The organism is Microbulbifer sp. ARAS458-1 (assembly GCF_045348205.1).
Taxonomy (GTDB): domain Bacteria; phylum Pseudomonadota; class Gammaproteobacteria; order Pseudomonadales; family Cellvibrionaceae; genus Microbulbifer.
On the sequence record NZ_CP155838.1, the window covers coordinates 2,133,935 to 2,154,929 of the forward strand.

15 protein-coding genes are annotated in these 20,995 nt (G+C 56.4%); 12 read left to right on the forward strand and 3 right to left on the reverse strand.

Annotated elements, in window-relative coordinates:
* Positions 1-29: 29 nt before the first annotated feature.
* From AAFH99_RS08685 to aldA, 9 genes are all read left to right on the forward strand, one after another.
* Positions 30-1,580 carry an MFS transporter gene (locus AAFH99_RS08685; protein ID WP_231491551.1) on the forward strand — a complete coding sequence of 517 codons (1,551 nt, stop codon included), beginning with the start codon at positions 30-32 and terminating at the stop codon, positions 1,578-1,580.
* A 42-nt stretch (positions 1,581-1,622) separates the two neighbouring features.
* Positions 1,623-2,396, forward strand: a complete 774-nt coding sequence (locus tag AAFH99_RS08690) for an SDR family oxidoreductase (protein ID WP_043316976.1) — start codon at positions 1,623-1,625, stop codon at positions 2,394-2,396.
* 13 nt (positions 2,397-2,409) lie between these two features.
* Positions 2,410-3,564 (forward strand): mandelate racemase/muconate lactonizing enzyme family protein, encoded by a 1,155-nt coding sequence (locus tag AAFH99_RS08695; protein WP_043316974.1) that lies wholly within the window; start codon positions 2,410-2,412, stop codon positions 3,562-3,564.
* A gap of 54 nt (positions 3,565-3,618) precedes the next feature.
* Entirely contained in the window at positions 3,619-6,042 is a 2,424-nt protein-coding gene (locus AAFH99_RS08700) for a beta-galactosidase (protein ID WP_406827519.1), read from the forward strand.
* Positions 6,043-6,437: 395 nt separating this feature from the next.
* A complete protein-coding gene (locus AAFH99_RS08705; protein WP_406827520.1) occupies positions 6,438-8,714 on the forward strand; it encodes an agarase in 2,277 nt (758 codons plus the stop codon).
* Between the two features lie 102 nt (positions 8,715-8,816).
* Positions 8,817-9,956 carry a mandelate racemase/muconate lactonizing enzyme family protein gene (locus tag AAFH99_RS08710; RefSeq protein ID WP_406827522.1) on the forward strand — a complete coding sequence of 380 codons (1,140 nt, stop codon included), beginning with the start codon at positions 8,817-8,819 and terminating at the stop codon, positions 9,954-9,956.
* A gap of 12 nt (positions 9,957-9,968) precedes the next feature.
* Positions 9,969-11,000: a zinc-binding dehydrogenase gene (locus AAFH99_RS08715; protein WP_197023765.1), complete on the forward strand. Its 1,032-nt coding sequence runs from the start codon at positions 9,969-9,971 to the stop codon at positions 10,998-11,000.
* A gap of 39 nt (positions 11,001-11,039) precedes the next feature.
* Positions 11,040-11,804, forward strand: a complete 765-nt coding sequence (locus AAFH99_RS08720; RefSeq protein ID WP_043316967.1) for an SDR family NAD(P)-dependent oxidoreductase — start codon at positions 11,040-11,042, stop codon at positions 11,802-11,804.
* Positions 11,805-11,807: 3 nt separating this feature from the next.
* On the forward strand, positions 11,808-13,262 hold the full coding sequence (gene aldA / locus AAFH99_RS08725) for an aldehyde dehydrogenase (RefSeq protein ID WP_406827523.1): 1,455 nt from the start codon (positions 11,808-11,810) through the stop codon (positions 13,260-13,262).
* A gap of 342 nt (positions 13,263-13,604) precedes the next feature.
* On the opposite strand, the gene AAFH99_RS08730 is transcribed toward aldA, so the two are convergent.
* Positions 13,605-14,213, reverse strand: a complete 609-nt coding sequence (locus AAFH99_RS08730) for a GntR family transcriptional regulator (RefSeq protein ID WP_043316962.1) — start codon at positions 14,211-14,213, stop codon at positions 13,605-13,607.
* Positions 14,214-14,616: 403 nt separating this feature from the next.
* Between AAFH99_RS08730 and AAFH99_RS08735 the strand changes: the two genes are divergently transcribed.
* Positions 14,617-15,516, forward strand: coding sequence for a 2-dehydro-3-deoxygalactonokinase (locus AAFH99_RS08735; protein ID WP_081847940.1), 900 nt, complete (start codon positions 14,617-14,619; stop codon positions 15,514-15,516).
* A 39-nt stretch (positions 15,517-15,555) separates the two neighbouring features.
* On the opposite strand, the gene AAFH99_RS08740 is transcribed toward AAFH99_RS08735, so the two are convergent.
* Complete coding sequence (locus AAFH99_RS08740) at positions 15,556-16,464, reverse strand: LysR family transcriptional regulator (RefSeq protein ID WP_406827524.1); 909 nt, start codon at positions 16,462-16,464, stop codon at positions 15,556-15,558.
* 126 nt (positions 16,465-16,590) lie between these two features.
* Here AAFH99_RS08740 and AAFH99_RS08745 point away from each other — a divergent pair, with 126 nt between their 5' ends.
* Together AAFH99_RS08745 and AAFH99_RS08750 are read left to right on the forward strand one after the other, a co-directional pair.
* Complete coding sequence (locus AAFH99_RS08745; protein WP_406827525.1) at positions 16,591-17,652, forward strand: zinc-binding alcohol dehydrogenase family protein; 1,062 nt, start codon at positions 16,591-16,593, stop codon at positions 17,650-17,652.
* 75 nt (positions 17,653-17,727) lie between these two features.
* Positions 17,728-19,578 (forward strand): sodium:proton antiporter, encoded by a 1,851-nt coding sequence (locus AAFH99_RS08750; protein WP_043316958.1) that lies wholly within the window; start codon positions 17,728-17,730, stop codon positions 19,576-19,578.
* A 30-nt stretch (positions 19,579-19,608) separates the two neighbouring features.
* Here the strand turns inward: AAFH99_RS08750 and ppnN are convergent, their stop codons facing one another.
* Positions 19,609-20,991, reverse strand: coding sequence for a nucleotide 5'-monophosphate nucleosidase PpnN (gene ppnN, locus AAFH99_RS08755; protein ID WP_043316956.1), 1,383 nt, complete (start codon positions 20,989-20,991; stop codon positions 19,609-19,611).
* Positions 20,992-20,995: the final 4 nt, after the last annotated feature.

The following is a 20,995-nucleotide window of genomic DNA, read 5'->3' on the forward strand; positions in this document are numbered from 1 at the left end:
AAGAGGGTTATCCGATGAGAGGATTCCAATTGACCGCCTTCAAATTTGCCGCGATCGTGGCATTTGGCGGTTTCATCTTTGGACTGGATGCGGCGCTGATCTCCGGCACCGTACGCTTTATTACGGCCGAATTTACCCTGTCCGACTTGCAGGTTGGGACCGTGGTCAGTGCGCCCGGTTTCGGGGTGATTTTTGCCTTGATGGTCACCGGGCGCATTTGTGACGCCTGGGGCCGTAAATCGGCGCTGCTGATTATCGCCGCTCTTTATCTTCTTTCTGCCATTGGCTCGGTGCTCGCCCCCAATTTTGAAATGCTGGTGGCGGCACGCTTCCTCGGTGGCCTTGCGTTTACCTCTCTGTCTCTCGCCTCCATGTATATCGGCGAGATCGCCCCGGCCAATATGCGCGGCAAGCTGGTCTCCATGAACCAGATCACGACCGTAGTGGGGCTGTCGGCGGCGTACTTTGCCAACTACCTGATTCTGCAGGCGTCCAACGCGGATGCCGCCTGGGTAAGCGCGCTTGGGATCGATCAGTACACCTGGCGTTGGATGCTTGGAGTGGAGGTGATCCCAGCGCTGATCTGGCTGTTGATGTTGCTGGCTATTCCCGAGAGCCCGCGCTGGCTGGTGCTGAAAGGGCGCCTGGATGAGGCTCGCGCCGTGATGGGCAAATTGATCCCCGCTGGACATATCGAACCGCAGATTCAGGAAATTCAGGAGAGTGCTGCGGCCGCACCCACCGGCAGCTTCCGCCAGCAGGTGGCGGAGATTTTCAAGCCGCGCCTGCGCACCGCCTTCTGGGTTGGCCTGGTGATCGCCATCGCTCAGCCGATTACTGGTATCAACGCCATCATGTTCTACGCACCCACCGTTTTTGAGCAGGTGGGTATCGGCACCAATGCCGCCTTTATGCAGGCGGTGATCGTCGGCGTAGTGAGCGTGATGTTTACGATTCTGGCGCTGCTGCTGATTGATCGTCTTGGGCGCCGCCCGCTGGTGCTGTTCGGCCTTGCGTGGGGCGGTGTCAGTCTGTTTCTGTGCAGCTGGGCGTTCAGTCAGGCCAGCTATGAGTTGAGCGCGGCTTCGCTGCAGGCGCTGGCGGATGCGAATATTGATGTGTCAGGCTTGCAGGCCCTGGTGGGTACTGCTTTTGAGAGCGATGTGGCCTTCAAACAGGCCATGTATCAGACGCTCGGCGAAGCGACCGCGCGGGCCAATGAGGGTGCGCTGATCCAGCAGGCTATTCAGATCGACGCCAAGTTGGTATTAATGGGCATCATGTGTTTTATCGCCGCGTTTAACCTGTCCATCGGGCCGGTGATGTGGGTGCTCTTCTCGGAAATTTTCCCCACTCATGTTCGCGGTGTGGCGATTCCATTCTTTGCACTGATTGTGAGTACCGTCAGCTACTTCGTGCAGCAGTTTTTCCCCTGGCAATTGAACAATATGGGCGCGACGGAAATCTTCCTGTTCTACGCCGCCTGTATCAGCGTGAGCCTTGCTTTGCTGTTCCGCCTGCTGCCGGAAACCAAAAACAAATCCATCGAAGAAATCGAAGCGGCCATGGTGCGCGCCTGAGCGCGCGCACCGGTGGACCGTTCAAGAAAGTGAGAAGTCTTCATGTCTAAAGCCTTGCTGGATCAGAAGGTTGTTATCGTCACCGGTGCCGCTGCGGGCATCGGTTGGGGAATTGCACAGGTGTGTGCCGAGGCGGGTGCCAGGGTGGTGCTGGCGGATATCAATGATGCGAGTAACCGGGTGGAAACCTTGCGCGACCGCGGTTTTGACAGCGCCTATTTTCCGCTGAATGTGGGGGATGCTTCCGCCATCACGCCCTTTATCGACGAGGTCTTCGAAAGGTTCGGGCGCATCGATGGCCTGGTGAATAACGCGGGTGTCACCATCGAGGGGGACTTTCTTGACTTTGATCTGGACAAGCTGGACTGCCTTTGGGAAGTGAACCAGCGCTCGGTATTCCTGTTGTGTCAGGCGGCGGCGCGCCGTATGCAGCCCGGTGCGACGATTGTGAATATCGCTTCCAATCACGCCGGTGCCAGCGTGGCGGGCTACGAAATGTATGCTGCTACCAAGGGTGCGATTGTTGCCATGACCCGCGCCATGGCCTGGAGCCTGGGCAAAAAGGGCGTTCGCGTGAATAGCCTGTGTCCGGGGCTGACCAAGACCGAAGCGGTGGCGAAAGTCGCCGATGAAAACCCGGCACTGGCAGCGTCTTTTGACCAGATGCATGCGGACAACAAATACAACACCGTTGAGGAGGTTGGCCATATCGCCGCCTTCCTGCTGTCGCCCTGTTCCGGTGCCATGACCGGCTCCAATATCACCGCAGACCACGGCCTCAGTGCTAGCCTCTGCCCCACCGACGATCTGAAATGAGCGGAATGCGAGTATGAAGATTAGCGACATCAAGGTATATCCGGCCTGGGTTGGGCACCGCAATCTGTGTTTGGTAAAGGTGGAAACCGATGAGGGAATCTATGGCTGGGGGGAGTCCGGCTTATCCAGTCGCGAGCTGGCGGTGGCCGGTGCGGTAAAACATTTCCGAGAATTTTTGATTGGCCGCGATGCACGCAACATTGGTGCCCTGTGGCAAGAGATGTATCGCAGCCAGTATTTCGAGGGTGGTCGGGTGCTTACCGCAGCCATTTCTGCTATCGACATCGCCCTGTGGGATATCGCCGGTAAGGCGCTGAACGTGCCGACCTATCAATTACTTGGCGGCAAGCAGCGCAATGAGATTCCGCTGTTCGTTACCTCCACCAAACCCATGGGGCAGGCGCTGCTGGACGACTTTCGCGCGCTGCGCGAGCAGGGCTGGGAAGTGATCCGGGCAACCACCGGCGAACACGGTTCGCCCACCAAACCCACCACTTTTGACGTGCGCAAATCCATTGCTGCCGCAGCCGGCAGTCTGAAGGAAATCCGTCAGGAGCTGGGGGATGAGTTGGTGCTGGGTATCGACTATCACCACCGTTTTACTGTCGCGGAAGCGGCCAGCTTTTGCCAGAAACTGGGTGAGGGTGTGCTCGATTTTCTCGAAGAGCCAATCCGCGATCAATCGGTTACCGCGTACCAGGGGCTGCGCAAACTGGTGAATGTGCCCTTTGCCATCGGTGAGGAGTTCGCCAGCAAGTGGGACTTTATGCCCTATATCGAAAACGACCTCACCAACTTTGCCCGCATCGACGTGTGTAACGTGGGTGGTTTGACCGAGGCGATGAAAGTGGCGGCCATGGCGGAAAGCCACTACATCGACATTATGCCCCACGACCCGCTGGGTCCGGTGTGTACCGCTGCGACCATTCAGATGTGTGCGGCGGTGCCGAATCTTTCCTGGTGTGAGATAGCGCCCTACGACAGCAACAAAACCGATCACGATAAATATTTCATCAACCGCCCGAAAGAAGTGAATCGGGTATATCCGGTGGGCGATGCGCCGGGCATCGGTATTGATGTGCATGAGGAAATGATTGCCGAGCAGTCGTTCAAATTCTGGGAAGCCCCGCGGCTGTACAAGCCAGACGGCAGTTACACCAACTGGTAATAAATTCTTTCAAGTATTTGCGTCAGGCAACCAATAATTAAAACGAGTACTACGATGGACACCAAGCGATTTTCCAAACTCCTAATGCGCTCTGCGCTGAGCCTCGCGATCACTGCCACCACCCTGGGTGGTCTGGCGGCCTGCTCCGGCGAGCAGAAGGGTATTAAGCCGAAAGCCGACGAGACTGCGGCGAGTGTTGCCGCCGCGTCCGATTCCAATCTGCTGGCTCAGGATTTCTTGCTGGAAGGCTTCGATCAGGGCGGTATTCCTGCGTCTGTTCAGGTCAATAACGGCACCGCCAATCTGGTGGATGACGGTGCTGGCGGTAAAGCGCTGCAGGTCAAACTCAATCTTGCAAATAACAATAGTGCCGGCTTGGTCATTCAGCCGGCGGAGGCTTGGGATTGGAGCGAATATTCCGATTTTAACCTTGCCTTTGATGTGGCCAACCACGGTGAAGAGTCGGTGCAGATCGATGTCACCATGGGCGATAAAAATGGTGATTTCTATACTCGCGGCCTGGTAGTGCCGGCGGATGGTCTGTCGCGTACTTACTACGCGAAATTGCACGGACACGATCAGGAAGACCCTGAGGCTGCCGCCCAGAATGAATTCAACTTCGCCTCTGGCCTGCGTTCCAACCCGCCCACCTGGCAGTCTGACGACATTATGCTGCACTCCTTCTGGGGTAAAAAACTGCTGGATCTGTCTGGCATTACCCAGATTTCCTTCGGCACCGATGGCAGTCTGAGCGATCGCCAGTACACCATTGATAACCTGCGCCTGCGGGCCAATCCTCCGATGGATGAAAACTTCCTTACCGGGCTGCTGGACAAATATGGTCAGAACGCCAAGGTGGATTATGAAGGCAAGATCCACTCCGATGAAGAACTGAAAAAAGTGGTTGAGGAAGAGCTGGCCAGCCTGTCTGGTAAACCCAACGCCGACCGCTCCAAATTCAGTGGCTGGAAGAGTGGCCCCCAATTGGAAGCCACCGGCTATTTCCGCACCGAGAAATTCAACGGTAAGTGGGCTATCGTCGACCCGGAAGGATATCTGTATTTCTCCACCGGTATCGACATCATCCGTCTGTCCAATTCTTCCACCATCACCGGTTACGATTACGACCAGAAATTGATCCCGAAGCGCAGCGCCGACGAGGTGATTGCGGAAGACGATCAGCCCCTGAACCGAGTAGATAAGGCAGCCTGGGCGACCCGTACGCTGGTATCGGAAACCCGCGCGAAAATGTTTAACTGGCTGCCCGGTTATGATGATGAACTGGGGAATCACTACGGCTACCGGCGTGAGACACAATCGGGGCCGCTCAAGCACGGTGAGACGTTCAGTTTCTACAGTGCCAACCTGGAGCGTCGCTATGGCGAGACATATCCGGAATCCTATCTGGATACCTGGCAGAAGGTCACTGTCGACCGCATGCTGGACTGGGGGTTCACTTCGTTGGGCAACTGGGCCGCGGAACCCTTTTATGAGCAGGAGCGGATTCCGTATGTCGCTTTCGCGGACATTATTGGTGAGTTCGGTACTCTCAGTAGCGGTTTCGATTTCTGGCATCCGGTACCTGATCCCTACGACCCTCGTTTCTATCAGCGCTCGGTAGTGGCGGCAAAGTCGGTCAGCGAGCAGGTTGAAAACAGTCCCTGGTGTATGGGGGTGTTTTTTGACAACGAGCAGAGTTTTGGTCGACTGGAAAGCGACGAACTTCACTACGGTATCGTGATCAATACGCTGACACGGGATGCAGCAGACACCCCAGCCAAGGGTGCCTTCACCAAGGTATTGCGAGAGAAGTACGGCACCATAGAAGCCTTGAATAAGGCCTGGAACAAAGAGGTGAAGTCCTGGGAAGCCTTTGAGAAGGGCATGGACTCGAGCCTCACGACCGATGCGCAGCGCGAAGATTACGCGACTCTGCTGTTTGAATACGGCAATCAGTACTTCGGCACTATTCGCAAGGCGATGAAGTCGGTGATGCCGAATCACCTGTATCTCGGCTCCCGTCTGCCAAGCTGGGGTATGCCTCCGGAGATTGTGAAGGCGGCGGGCAAGAACGTGGATATCATCAGCTATAACCTCTACGAGGAGGGGCTGGTGCCATCCAAGTGGGAGTTCCTGGCAGAGATCGACAAGCCGAGCCTGATTGGTGAGTTCAGCTTCGGCTCGGACGATCAGGGCCACTTCCACCCGGGGATCGTAATCTCTGCGGACCAGAAAGACCGCGGCCGTATGTTCAAGAACTATATGCACTCGTTTATCGACAACCCCTGGTTTGTGGGTGTGCATATGTTCCAGTACATGGACTCCCCAATTACTGGCCGCGCCTATGACGGCGAGAACTACGCGAATGGGTTTGTGTCGGTAGCGGATGTTCCCTACGTGGAGCTGGTCAAGGCGGCCAAGGAAGTCCATGAGGATCTGTACGAGCGCCGCTTTGGCGATGTGAAGCCTGTCGAGTGATTTTTCGAGCGCTGTAGAAAGTTCGGTGGCGGCGACGCTGCCGGGTAGGGCTTCCCAGGACACGCCGTGAACCCATCCATGGGGGCTTTTCCACGGGTCCCTCTCGCGGAAGGTCCTGGAAAGCCCTACCCGGCATCGACGCCTGCTCGAATAGATAGGTAGTTCAAACGTACCTGCGCCAAAAACAGGGCGACGGAGAAAAGCGCGGTGTCCGAGAGGGCATCGCGCTTTTTTTATCGGTAAAACAAGGGTTTAAGTCCCTCAAGGGACATAGAAACGTTTACATTGAGCCTGGATGACTGTAGATTGTTAACAAAATATTGTTAATAAAATAGAATAACGATCTTTTGGTCCCGGTTAGCTCAATGTCGATCTCTTTGTCCTCAGTTCAATGTGTGTTGAAGCAACTTCGTTTCGGAATACTGTGGCTTTCCGTGGCTCCTGTGCTGCTGTCTGCCTGCGGTCAGCCAGGCGATGAAGGCGCAGTAGTTGCGGGTCCGGGCAACGAGCACGAATACCCGCCGGCTTTATTGACTGGTGGCCGTGGGATTCCCGCAGGTGTGGAAGGGCACGGAGTGTCGCTTTCCCGACTGCCGGTGGACACCGGAATCTCCCCGTTGCACGCGGTTTTCTACAAAAACACCTATGAGCCGCGACTGGACCTTGCCCCGGATTCTGGCTGGGACTGGAGTGGTGCCGGGGAGAATATCGGTCTGTCCCTGAAGGTAACCAATCCCGGGGACCACTCGGCGCAGTTGTTTGTGTCGGTCTACGATGACGAGACTTATGGTACGCGCTCGTTCAATGTGCCCGCAGGCGGGACCGGTACTTATTATTTCGATCTGAATGGCCCGGCACTTGCCCTGGATACCGGTATGCGGGATGCGCCGGCACTCTACGACAACGCGGCGACGGCAATGACCTTGATGTGGGGCAGCAAGTCGCTGGATCTGGCGAATATTTGCCGCATCGAGCTCAATATGAAGAGCATCCTCAGTGACCGGGCCCTGGTGTTTGAGGATATCGCGCTGACATCCAACGGCGATTTCCAGCCGCAAAAGCTGCAGAAAATCTTCGATCGGTACGGGCAGTATGCACCTCAGGACTACCCGGAAAAGATTCATAGCGATGACGAGCTACGTGCAAGTGCGCAGCGTGAGGCAGAAGCATTTTCTGAGTCTTCGAACTTTCCGGATCGTTCCCGTTTTGGTGGCTGGGCGGAGGGGCCGCGCTATGAATCCACCGGCTATTTTCGGACCCAAAAAATCGATGGGCAGTGGGCGCTGATTGACCCGGAGGGTTACCTGTTTTTCGCCACTGGCGTCGACAATATGCGTATGGACAACACCGTCACCATGACCGGTGTGGATTTTGCGGATTCGGACACAGGGCGGGGAGAGACAATAGCATCAGAGCTGCGCCGGGACCTGTTTCAGTGGTTGCCGGAAAAAGACGATCCGCTCGCTGCCCACTATTTTTATCGTCCCGTGGTGCATATGGGGCCGGTAGAGAAAGGGCAGGGATACAGTTTTTATCGGGCAAATCTGCAGCGGAAATATGGACCGGATTATCTGCAGCGCTGGCGTGAGGTAACCGTTGACCGCCAGTTGAACTGGGGATTTACTACCCTGGGTAACTGGGCCGATCCATCGCTATACGACAACCGTAAGGTTGCTTATGTGGCCAATGGTTGGATTCGCGGCGAGCACAAGCGCGTCAGCAGTGGCAACGATTACTGGGGGCCACTGCATGATCCGTTCGATCCGGAGTTTGTCAATTCCGTAAAACGCACCGTGACACAGGTCGCTGCCGAAGTGCGGGGCGATCCCTGGTGTATGGGCGTGTACATTGAAAACGAACTGAGCTGGGGCAACACCAAAACCGACGCCGGTCACTACGGCCTGATTATTCATACTCTGACGCGTGACGCCGCAGAGAGCCCCGCCAAGGCCGCGTTTGTCGAAATCCTGAAAAACAAATACTCCAGTGTGGAGGGGCTGTCTCGCGCCTGGTTCTCCTCTATTCCTTCCCGGTCTATTCCTTCCTGGGAAGCGTTTGCCGCAGGCTTTTCGCTCTCTCAAGGAGCTGGCGGTGAACCCAAAATTGAGGGACAGTTGCGGGAGGACTTCTCTCTGCTGCTGGAATCCCTTTCTGCCCGATTCTTCTCCGTGGTGCAGCGCGAGCTGGCCGATGTTATGCCTGACCACCTTTTTCTCGGCGCCCGCTTTGCGGATTGGGGAATGACACCAGAGGTGGTGCGCGGGGCTGCTGCCCATGTGGATGTGGTGAGCTACAACCTCTACACCGAGGGGCTGGCGGCAGATAACTGGGAATTCCTCGCGGAAATCGACAAGCCCTCCATCATCGGTGAATTCCATATGGGTGCGACGGACTCCGGCAGCTTCCACGCGGGCCTGGTATCCGCAGAGAGCCAGCAAGAGCGCGGCGAAATGTTCCGCGGCTATATGCACACCATCATCGACAACCCCTGGTTTGTGGGTGCCCAGTGGTTCCAGTACATCGATTCACCAGCCTCCGGCCGCGCCTGGGATGGGGAAAACTACAACGTCGGCTTTGTCACCGTAGCGGACGAGCCCTATGGGCCGCTGGTAGCTGCGGCCCAGGCTCTGAACCGGGAGCTGTATTCGCGCCGCTACGGGCAAAAAAAATGATTGATGTTAATTGTTAACAATATACAATGGTTCCATTGATTGAAGTCTAATCAGTGAATAAACGTTGTGCTTATAAAAAATCACGGATTTTGGGGTTCCTCCATGTTGATGGAAGTACAAGAGCAGGCTACAGAGCTGCTGTCTTCGAGCACTATCGCCGCCACCAAGGTTGAGTATTACCAGGTTCCTCTGGCGGAAGTGCTCACCGATGCGCGCCACGGTGACCACACTCATTTTGAGGTGCTGGTGTTCCGCGTGCGCTGTCAGGATGGACTGGAAGGCGTTGGCTATACCTACACCGGTGGTCGCGGTGGTCGCGCCATCTACTCCCTGTTACAGGACGATATTCAGCCGCTGCTGGAAGGTCGCGATGCGTCGGATATCTTTGCCATCTGGGAGGGAATTCAAACCCATCTGCATTATGTGGGCCGCGGTGGCCTGCTGAGCTTTGCGCTGTCTGCGGTGGATATTGCTCTGTGGGATCTCCGGTGCAAACGTCTGGGCCTGCCCCTGTGGAAGGTGGCTGGTGGTGCCGGCAATTCCAGCAAGTGTTATGCCGGCGGTATCGACCTGAATTTCTCCGAGCCCAAATTGCTGGACAACATTTCCAGCTACCTGGCCCGCGGCTTTAATGCCGTGAAGATCAAGGTGGGTAAGGAAGACTATCGGGAAGACGTGGCGCGCGTGGAAGCGGTGCGAAAGCTGATCGGTGACGATGTCACCTTTATGGTGGACGCCAACTACTCCATGACCATCGAACAGGCGGTGCGCTTTGGTCGCGCCATTGATCACTGCGATATTACCTGGTTCGAAGAGCCCACCATTCCCGACGATTATCTGGGTTACGGCCGTATTGCTGATGCCATCAATATTCCACTGGCCATGGGCGAAAACCTGCACACAGTGCACGAGTTCACCTATGCCATTGGGCAAGCGAAACTCGGTTTCTTGCAGCCGGACGCTTCCAATATCGGCGGCATTACCGGCTGGCTGAAAGTGGCGGAGCTGGCTTACGCACACAACCTGCCGGTGTGCAGCCACGGTATGCACGAGCTGCATGTCTCCCTGATGGCGAGCCAGCCCCATGCGGGCTATCTGGAAGTCCATTCCTTCCCTATCGACGAATACACCACCCGTCCGATCGTGCTGGAAAACGGCCGCGCCGTTGCCTCCAACGAGCCGGGCACCGGGGTGACCTTTGATGAAACTCTGCTGCGACCGCATCTGGTCAAGCACTCTTAACAGGTGATGTTCATGCAAGCTCAAGCTGCTCAGTATGTTGGTAACAAATCCTTTGAAGTTGTCGAGGGGCGCTGTGAGGCACCCGCTGCGGATGAGGTGCGCCTGAAGGTGGGTTACGTAGGGATCTGCGGCACCGATATGCATATCTACCATGGTGTGATGGATCAGCGTGTGCAGCCGCCGCAGGTTGTAGGCCACGAAATGTCGGGTGTGGTGGATGCAGTTGGTGAAAATGTAAAAGGCTATACCGTGGGCGAGCGTGTCGTGGTGCGCCCGCTGGATTACTGCGGCGATTGCCCGGCCTGCGATAACGGCCACAGCCATATCTGCCACAACCTGAAATTTATGGGCATCGATTCTGTGGGGGCATTTCAGAGCTACTGGAATGTGAAAGCCCGCACTCTGCACAAGCTGCCGGAAAATGTGTCCCTGAAGCAGGGCGCATTGATCGAACCCTTGGCCGTGGCCTGTCACGATATTGCCCGCGCGCGTCTTAAGGCTGGCGAGAAAGCCGTGATTCTCGGCGGTGGCCCAATCGGTCAGCTGGTTGCCCAGGTCGCGCTCGGTATTGGCGCCGAGGTAATGATCTCGGAGCCGAGCCCCGAGCGTCGCGCCTTTGCGGAAAAAACCGGTGCCCTGGCGGTGAACCCAATTGAGCAGGACTTGAAGGCGGCTGTAGAAGACTGGACCCGCGGCAAAGGTGCCGATGTGGTGTTTGAGGTTTCCGGGGTGCAGCCGGCGGTGGATGCCATGACCGAGATCGCGGCGGTGCGCGGTCGCATCTGTATGGTGGCGATTCATTCCCAGAAGCCGCAACTGGATTTGTTCAAGTTTTTTTGGCGCGAGCTGGAGCTGGTTGGTGCCCGCGTTTATGAAGCGCAGGATTTTGAGCAGGCCATCGCTATGGTTGCCAGTGGAAAAATCGATCTGGTGCCTTTCATCAGCAAGGTGGCGCAGCTGAACGATATCGGCAGTGCCTTTGCGTCCATGGATGGCAACCCATCCGGCATGAAAGCGCTGGTCGCCTGCGGCGCGGAAGACTGAGCCGCGATTCGCCAATTAAAGAATTTAGAGAGTAAAACGATGTTGCAACAATTCAGCCTCGCCGGCAAAAAAGCCCTGGTTACCGGCTGTAACCGAGGCATCGGCAAAGCCATGGCGGTGGCCCTGGCGGAAGCAGGCGCCGACGTCATCGGTGTATCGGCCAATCTGGATCTGAATGAATCTGACGTAGGCCGGGAAGTATCCGCGGCAGGTCAGCAATTTTTCCCTTACCAGTGCGATTTTTCCGATCGCAGTTCTCTGTACGGTTTTATCGACAAGGTAAAAAGTGAGCACGCCCGGATCGATATTCTGGTGAACAACGCCGGTACGATTCTGCGTGCACCGGCGGCGGAACACGGGGATGACCTGTGGGACAAGGTGATCGAAGTCAATCTGAATGCCCAGTTTATTCTGAGCCGCGAAATCGGCAAGGAAATGGTGGCGCAGGGTTCCGGAAAGATTATCTTCACCGCGTCCCTGCTCACGTTCCAGGGCGGCATTACCGTACCGGGATACGCCGCCAGTAAAGGGGCTATCGGCCAGATCACCATGGCGCTGTCCAATGAGTGGGCGTCCAAAGGTGTGAACGTGAATGCCATCGCACCGGGTTATATCGCGACCGATAACACCCAGGCGCTGCGCGAAGACAGCGAGCGTGCGGCGAGTATTCTCGCGCGTATTCCCCAGGGCCGCTGGGGAGAGCCGGAAGACTTTAAAGGCCCGGTGGTATTCCTGGCTTCCGAAGCTTCTAACTATATGAACGGCAGCGTCCTACTGGTGGACGGTGGCTGGATGGGGAGATAACCCATGGCAATTGCAATTAAAAACAACGTGAACTTCGTTAACGGCGAATACATTGCCTCCAGGGCCGACGGCGTTATTGAAGTGCTGAACCCGAGCACCGGTGAGGTGCTGGGGAATATTCCCAAAGGCTGTGCGGAAGATGCGGAAGCGGCGCTGGCCAATGCCAAGCAGGCACAGAAGGCCTGGGCGAAGCGCACCGCTCGTGATCGCGCGGCGCTGTTGCGCAAGTTTGCCGCGGCGATTCGTGCCGAGACCGAAGGTCTGGCAGAGCTGCTGGTAAAAGAGCAGGGCAAGCTGATTGGTGTGGCCCGCGATGAAGTCAACGCGACCGCAACGTTTATTGAGTACGCCTGCGACAACGCGCTGACGCTGGAGGGCGATATCCTGCCCTCTGATAATACAGACGAAAAAATCTACATCCACAAGGTACCTCGCGGCGTTGTTGTGGCGATTACCGCGTGGAACTTCCCGCTGGCTCTGGCTGGGCGCAAGATCGGCCCGGCGTTGGTGACCGGCAATAGCATTGTCATCAAGCCAACTCAGGAAACACCGCTCACCACCATGGAGTTGGGTCGCATTGCCAACGAAGTGGGTATTCCCGCAGGCGTGCTGAATATCGTCAACGGTGAAGGCTCCATTGTTGGCCAGGCCCTGTGCGAAAGCCCGCTGACCGCGATGATCACCATGACCGGCAGCACTCGCGCCGGCCAGATTATTCACCAGGCCAGTGGCAAACACATGATTCCGGTCATGCTGGAACTGGGTGGTAAGGCGCCATTTATCGTGATGGAAGATGCAGATCTGGATAAGGCTGCGGAAGCCGCACTGTGGACCCGCTATGCCAACTGCGGCCAGGTGTGTACCTGTGCGGAGCGCCTGTACGTACACGAGAAGGTATACGACGCATTTATGGCCAGGTTCCTGCCCAAGGTGAAGGCGTTGAAAGTGGGTAACCCGCTGGATGAATCCTCGCAGATGGGGCCCAAAGTAAATGCCCGTGAAATCGAGCATATCCACGAGCTGGTGCAGAAAAGTATCGCCCAGGGGGCGGAGCTACTAACTGGCGGCAAGCCCGCGCAAGTTGCTGGCTTCGAAGGGGGCAACTGGTACGAGCCGACCGTGCTCACCAATGTTCAGCAGGACAACATTCTGGTGCACGAGGAAACCTTCGGTCCGATTCTACCGATCGTGAAGATCTCCAGTATCGATCAGGCTATCGCCTACACCAACGACAGCGAGTACGGCCTCTCTGCCTACCTGTTTACCGAAAACCTGCGCTATATCCACCAGTCCATTGCGGAAATGGAAGTGGGAGAGGTGTATGTGAACCGCGGTATTGGCGAGCAGCATCAGGGTTTCCACAACGGTTGGAAACTATCCGGCATTGGTGGCGAGGATGGTCGCTACGGACTTGAGCAGTACGTGGACAAGAAAACCGTTTACTTATCGGAAGTGTGAGCGACTTCCGGAGGCTTCCTTTCATCTCATCAGGATGAACATCTTTGCGGGGACTAATGTCCCCGCTTTTTTTACCTGTCGAGTTTTTCTGTCTATTGCGAGGTTTCAGGCGCAAAAAAGCCCGGCACTTGGCCTAATGCTGTTCACTTAACGTAGCTGAAGGCGAAGATACCGGGTGCGGTCTTGTGAGACCTTCACCGCCAGGGATGGCGGTGCAGAGCCCCCAGGGATGGGTTTACGGCGTGTCTCACAAGACCGCACCCGGTAGCGGCGCCGCCACAGAATTACTTAAGTGAACAGCATTACGGCACTTGGTCGGGCTTAAAGAATTCGGTATACGGATTACTTGATGTTCGCACGCAGTGCAGTCGTGGCCACGTTGATCTTGTTGGCCTTGAGGGCATCCAGTATCGCGCGGTGCTCGTCCACACAGTCTTTCGGCTTGGAGATACGCTTGTAGTTCATACGCATGCGCAGCACGATGGGGTACCAGAGGTTGGTCAGTTCGTCGCCGCCGGCAGCGTGTACCAGGTAACGGTGGAAATCGATATCCGCCTTGGTGACCTCGTTAAATTCCTGCGCGTCGAAGGCGTCCTGCAGGCGCACCAGAATGTCTTCCAGTTCGGCAAAGTCCATCTCGGTCAGCTTGCCTTTCAGCTGGGAAATGGCGAACACCTCGATGCGGCGGCGAATGTCAATCATCAGCTCCTGCATGGACGGATCCAGCACGCTGTTTACCGATACCCCGCAGTTGTTCTTGGCAACCAGCAGGCCTTCTTTGGTGAGCTGCAAGAGTACGTCGCGCACCGGACCGCGGGACACCCCAAAGCGATTGGCGAGTTGCTGCTCGTTCAGCTTGGTTGTGGGGGCGAGTTCTCCGGAAATAATGTCGGAGCGTAATTGGTCCGCAATCTGCTCGCGTACCGGAATAATCTTTGTGGCTTCACGCATGATGGATTCTGCTCACCATTTATCTTGAGGCAGGGGAGTCGCCCCTCCTACCGTGACTTAGGTTCTCGGATACAGCTGCCTACCCTGTACGCCGCCTTTCGCGCAAATCACATCTCATGTTGCGCTCCCGGCGGCGGCAGCCGGCGGCACCGGGACATGGGTGGATGCCGCTGGAACTTGTAACAAATCTACAACAGGTTCCCGTTACACGGATAGTACCGCAGGCCGGTAAAAAAATCGCCATCAAATTGTTAACAATGGACAATAATGCTGGTTAAATCCCAAACCAGAATGGCGGGACAGAACCAGAATCCGTGGTGCTAGGGCAGTTCCATGTGGATTATCCGTCAATGGTCAACAGTCAACCAATAGATATATCAAATGGATAGCCGAGGGTACGCTAATGAATGAGGTGCTGGTGTGTGACTGGGGGACCAGTAGTTTCCGGCTGATGCGTGTGGATGGGGCCGGAAAAATTGTCGGCCAGATCAGTTCGAACCGCGGGGTGAAAAGCGTACCGCAGCCGGAGATGGAAGCCTATCTGAAGGCTCAGATACTGGCGATGGGCAGCGATGACCTGCCGCTGTTGCTGTGCGGAATGGTGGGCTCCGGTATTGGTTGGTATGAGGCGCCTTACGTGGCCTGCCCTGCGTCCCGCAGGTCACTCGGCCGGGATTTGGTAAAGGTCCCGGATACTCACCTCACCGCCTGGTGTGTCCCGGGCGTGAAGTGCGTTACCGACCTTGGTACCGCGGAGGTGATGCGCGGCGAAGAAACGCAGGTAATCGGCTGGCTGACTCAGGCGAGTGAGCAGGAGCAGGCACAAAGCACGCTTTGCCTGCCCGGTACCCATAGCAAGTGGGTGCAGGTGGAAGGTGGTGAGATCTGTAGCTTCAGTACCGCCTTTACTGGCGAATTGTACGCGCTACTGACCGAGCACAGTGTACTGGTACAAGACAAGCAGCAGTTTTCCTCCGCGGCTTTCGTTGCCGGGCTGGCCGCCAGTGCTCAAGAGTCCGGGCTGATCCATCAACTGTTTAATGCCCGCAGTCGATCCGTGCTGGGGTTGCAGCCAGTAAGCGCCAGTGCTTCTTATCTCTCTGGGCTTCTGATCGGCAGCGAGGTTGCGGCCGTGAGTGGGAAACTGCGACGGGGAGAGCGCATCCATCTGATCTGTGGTGATTCTCTGGCTGTACCTTATGGCAAGGCTATGGAGTATTTCAGGCTTCCGTACAGGCATTATTCCGGTGATACCTTCGCCGCACTTGGTTTGCATGCCATTGCCCGGGAGCACGGGCTTTGAGTACAGAGGGGCGGCTGAGGTAGCGGCCAAGGGTCGTAGTTACTGCGCCAGCTGTTGTGCGAATTTTTGCCGCAGAAAATCCCGCAACAGCAGCACCGCCGGGGTGACCTGTCTGCGTGAAGGGCACACCAGGTTGAGCTCGATCGGGTGCGACTGAAGCTCTGGCAGGACGCGCACCAGTGTACCGTTGCGCAGTTCATTGGACATATCCAGTCTGGCTTTGAATGAAATACCCTTGCCGGCGATGGTCCAGCGGCGAACTACATCAGCGTCATTGGTGGTGCGATTGCTGGTGACTCGAATTTTTTCCGCTTTATGTTCGGAGCCTTTGGCGGGAACCAGCTCCCAGATATCATTGACGCGACCGCTTAGCTGGAATAACAGGCAGTTGTGTTGCAGCAGTGCCTGGGCGTTCTCCGGGGCGCCAAATCGAGCAATATAGTCCGGGGAGGCACAGAGTACGCGCTCTGTTGTTGCCAGTTTAAAGGCGATACGCGAGGAGTCGGCGAGATTGCCATAGCGGATCGCCAGGTCCACCCGGTCCAGATAAAAGTCGGATAAAGAGTCTCCCAGCGTCAGGCTGATGCTGAGCTCCGGATGCAGGCTCATGACCTCATCCAGCCAGCCCAGCAGGATATTACGCCCCAGATCCGATGGGGCGGACAGACGCAGCTCACCGGCGATCTTCCCACCACTGTTCCCCAGGGACGCGCGTCCTTCTTCCAGCACCGTCAACGCTTTTCGGCAGTACATCAGAAACCGTTCGCCTTCCTCGGTAATCCGCAGCTGGCGGGTAGAGCGGATGAACAGCTGCGCCTGGAGCTGCTTTTCCAGCCTCTTGAGTGCGGCGCTGGCAGCGGCAGGAGTTAGGTCCATTTGCTGGGCCGCGCGGGTAATGCTGCCGATATCAGCCGTATGCACAAACAGTTGTAGATCGTCGGTATTCATTATCAAAAATATTTTGAATATGTTTGTTGTATTGATCTGTTTATAGCATGTAATCCCATGGCGACAATACCCGGGTCAACCTATATTCGTCTCCATACCATGGGGATACAACCGAGGATCAACTTTATGAAAGCCGTTGCCTATACCCAGCCCCTTGATATCAACGCGCCTGGTGCCCTTGCCGATGTGAACCTGCCGATGCCACACGCCACCGGGCGGGATCTCTTAGTGAAGGTACGCGCCATCTCGGTAAATCCGGTAGATACGAAAATCCGCGTGTCTGTCGCCCCTGATAAAGCTGAACACAAGGTCTTGGGGTGGGACGCTGTGGGAGAGGTGGTGGCTGCGGGAGACGAGGTCTCTCTGTTTGAGGTCGGTGACTCGGTCTGGTACGCGGGGGACCTGACGCGCCAGGGATCTAACGCAGAGTACCAGCTGGTGGATGAGCGGATTGTCGGGATAAAGCCGGCGTCGCTCTCCGATACTCAGGCTGCAGCCATGCCGCTTACTGCGATCACCGCCTGGGAATTGCTGTTTGACCGCCTGGGGTTTGTCGCGCAACTGCCCGCCGACGTGAAACCGTATGCACAGGGTTTTACCGACACCGGTGAGGCTGCCCGGATACTGATCGTTGGCGCGGCAGGTGGCGTTGGCTCAATCCTGATCCAGCTGGCCAAGAAGCTGACGGGGGCAACTGTCATTGGCACCGCTTCGCGGGAAAAAAGCCGAAGCTGGGTGATGGATCTGGGGGCGGACCATGTGATCAATCATCACCAACCCATGCTGCCGCAGTTACAGGCACTGGGGCTCGACGGCGTGACCCACGTGGTCAGTCTCACCCATACCGGCGAGCACTTTGATCAGCTGGTAGAGGTGCTGGCACCACAGGGCAAGCTGGCGCTGATTGATGACCCGCAGGAGGGACTGGATGTTCTCAAGCTGAAGACCAAGTCGATCTCGCTTCACTGGGAGTTCATGTATACCCGCTCCATGTTCAGTACTGCGGATATGCAGAAGCAACACGACCTGTTAGCCGCGCTGTCACAGCTGATCGACAAAGGGATAATTCGGTCAACGCAGGGCGAGCACTACGGAGCCATTAACGCAGAAAATCTGATCCGCGCGCACAAGCAGGTTGAAAGTAACAGCTCTGTAGGCAAGATTGTGCTGGAGGGGTTCTCTGCGTAAAAATTGCCGTGATGGGTGAGTGGTTCCATATGGTAGGGTAACGGCCAGTAATCGGATTTTGGCAAATGCTTTTCTATGGAACAGATTCTTTCAAACCCTATGGCCATGCTGGTGCTGGTGGGCATCGTTTCGATCGCCTGTCAGTACCTGGCGTATATGTTGAAGCTGCCGGCGATTCTTCCGCTTCTACTGGCGGGACTGGCGTTGGGGCCGGTCACCGGAGCCTTGGACCCGGACGCCTTGTTCGGAGATCTTTTATTTCCACTGGTATCTCTGGCGGTAGCGATCATTCTGTTTGAGGGTGCGCTTACCCTGAAACTTTCAGACCTTGCCGGCCACGGTACCATGGTGCGCAACCTGTGTACTCTGGGGGCACTGGTCACTTGGCTGGTGGCCACTCCGGTTGCTTACTATGTGCTCGGCATGCCCATGCAGCTGGCGGCGCTGTTTGGTGCCATCGTCACGGTTACCGGGCCGACGGTAATCGTACCTATGTTGCGCACCGTGCGACCCAACACCCGAATCTCCAATATCCTGCGCTGGGAAGGCATCGTGATTGATCCCATCGGCGCGCTCCTTGCGGTACTTGTTTACGAATATATTGTTGCCACCCAGAATCCGTTTGAGCACTCACTGATTCTGCTGTTGAAAGTGGTGGTGATCGGGTTTGGCCTCGGTTCCCTGATGGGCCATTTTCTCGGTACTTTGCTGCGCAACAACTGGGTACCACATTATCTGCGCAATACCGCCGTGCTGACCCTGATGCTCGGCGCCTATGCTGCATCCGACCTTATGGCTCATGAGTCCGGGCTGCTGACAGTGACGGTAATGGGGATCTGGATGGCAAACATGAAGGGCCTCGACGTCGACGACATCCTGGAATTCAAGGAAACCCTCAGCGTGCTGCTGATTTCGGCACTGTTTATTCTGTTGGCAGCCAGGGTGGAATTGTTCACTCTGGCGCAACTTGGATGGGGGGCTGTGTTGGTACTTGCCGCAATTATGTACGTTGCCCGCCCCCTCTCGGTTTTTCTGTCGGCGCCGGGCTCGGGTCTGAACTGGCGGGAGCTGACGCTTTTGAGCTGGATTGCTCCCCGCGGCATTGTTGCCGCCGCAGTGTCTGCGCTCTTCGCACTGAAAATGGAGTCCTTCGGGCTGCCGAAATCCGAGTTGCTGGTACCCATGGTGTTCCTCCTGATTATCACCACCGTGGTTGTTCAGAGTCTGACGTCTAAACCTATTGCCAGGCTTCTGGGGGTACGTGCGCCATACCCCAATGGGTTCCTGATTTTCGGTGGAGGCAAATTCGCCCGGATGCTGGCGAAAGACTTGATGCAGAAAGAGGTACCGGTGCGGATCGCGGATACCAACTGGGATAGCATCAGTGAGGCGCGTATGGACAATATCCCCACCTATTATGGTAATCCCATTTCCGAACACGCCAGTCTGACCATGGATATATCCACGGTTGGCAAGGTGCTGGTCCTGTCGCCATACAAACAGCTCAATCCGCTGGTGACTTATCACTTTGAGCACATGCTGGGAGATGACGCGGTGTTTGGTCTGAACCCAGGCTCTCAGGCCGGAAGGGCCAGCCATCAGGTATCGGAAGAGTACGCACGGAAGCTGATCCTGTTTTCCGAAAACGCCACTTACGGGCGCCTGGCGAGCCTCACCGCAAGGGGCGCGACCATACGCACAACGCGGCTCAGCGAAGAGTTTACCCTGGAAGACTATGGGAAAACTTACGGCAATCGCGCTACCCCGCTGTATGCGGTAGATCCCCAGGGGAAGATCCACATCTGCACAATTGGGCATGAATTTGAGATTAAGGAGGACTGGCAGATTGTCAGTCTGATCGCACCCGAGGAGGAGGCGGAAGCGGTGTCGCCGACCACGGAGCGCGGCGTAGAGGCCGCCACCTGAAGCGGTGGCGGAGCTTGATAAAATCCGTCGTTAGTTTGTGGCGATGGTGTAGCAGGGCGTATACGCTTTTCCTGGTAATTTCATCCGCTGCTGTTTCACAAAGGAGTTCAGCAGCGTATCCATACTGCGCATTAATGCCGGATCTCCACGCAGTTCGTAGGGGCCGTTTTTCTCCACATTGCGAATACCTTCATCCTTCACATTTCCGGAAACAATACCGGAAAAGGCCCGGCGTAAATTTGCCGCCAGTAGGTAAGGCTCCTGGTTGTTGTGCAGTGCGAGCGCGCGCATGTTTTCATGGCTGGGAACAAACGGACGTTGAAACTCGGTGGAGACCTTCAGCTTCCAGTTGTAGTAGTACGCGTCTCCGGTGTCCTTGCGGTACTGGCGCACCTTCAGGATACCCGCAGACATCTGGCGGCCTACCTCCTGCGGGTCGTCGATAATGATCTGGTAACGTGACTGCGCTTCGTCTCCAAGTGTCTCGCCAATGAACCGGTCAATCTGTTCAAAGTATTCCGCAGCGCTGGCGGGCCCAGTGAAAATAACCGGGAAGGGCTGCTCCTTATTGTCCTGATGCAGCAGGATGCCAAGCAGGTACAGAATCTCTTCCGCAGTTCCGGCGCCACCGGGGAATACAACGATCCCGTGACCGGTACGCACAAATGCTTCCAGGCGCTTCTCAATGTCCGGCATGATCACCAGCTGATTGACGATCGGGTTGGGTGCCTCTGCGGCAATAATTCCAGGCTCGGTGATGCCCAGGTACTGACCGTGCGCATCGCGCTGCTTTGCGTGGCCGATGGTGGCGCCTTTCATGGGGCCTTTCATGGCGCCCGGGCCGCAGCCAGTGCAGATATCCAGGCTGCGTAGTGCCAGTTCATAGCCCACCTTTTTGGTGTAGTCGTACTCCTCTCTGGAAATTGAGTGGCCGCCCCAGCAGACCACAAGGCGGGGGGCACGGGTACGATCAAAGGTGCCGGCGTTTCTCAGGATATGAAATACCGCGTCTGTCACACCCTGAGCTGAGACCAGATCGTAGCGAGGGTCGCCGGTAATCTCACTTCTGACGTAAATGATGTCCCGCAACACCGCGAACAGATGTTCAGCAATACCTTGGATCATACGCCCGTCCACAAAAGCGGTGGCCGGTGCATTGCAGACCTTGAGTTTGACCGAGCGCTCGGTGGGGATGACGGAGATATCGAAGTCGGAAAACTTTTCCAGCAGCTCCTTGCCGTCGTCCATGTAATTGCCGCAGTTCAGAACGGCCAGGGCACAGTTGCGGAAAATGGTGTTTTGCGGGCCGCGGCTGGTGTCGGTGAGCTTGTGGATCTCATATTTGGAAAGAATATCGAACTGTCCGGTAGGGGAAACTCGTGCATCGACGAGTTCGATAAGTTCTGTGGTCATACAA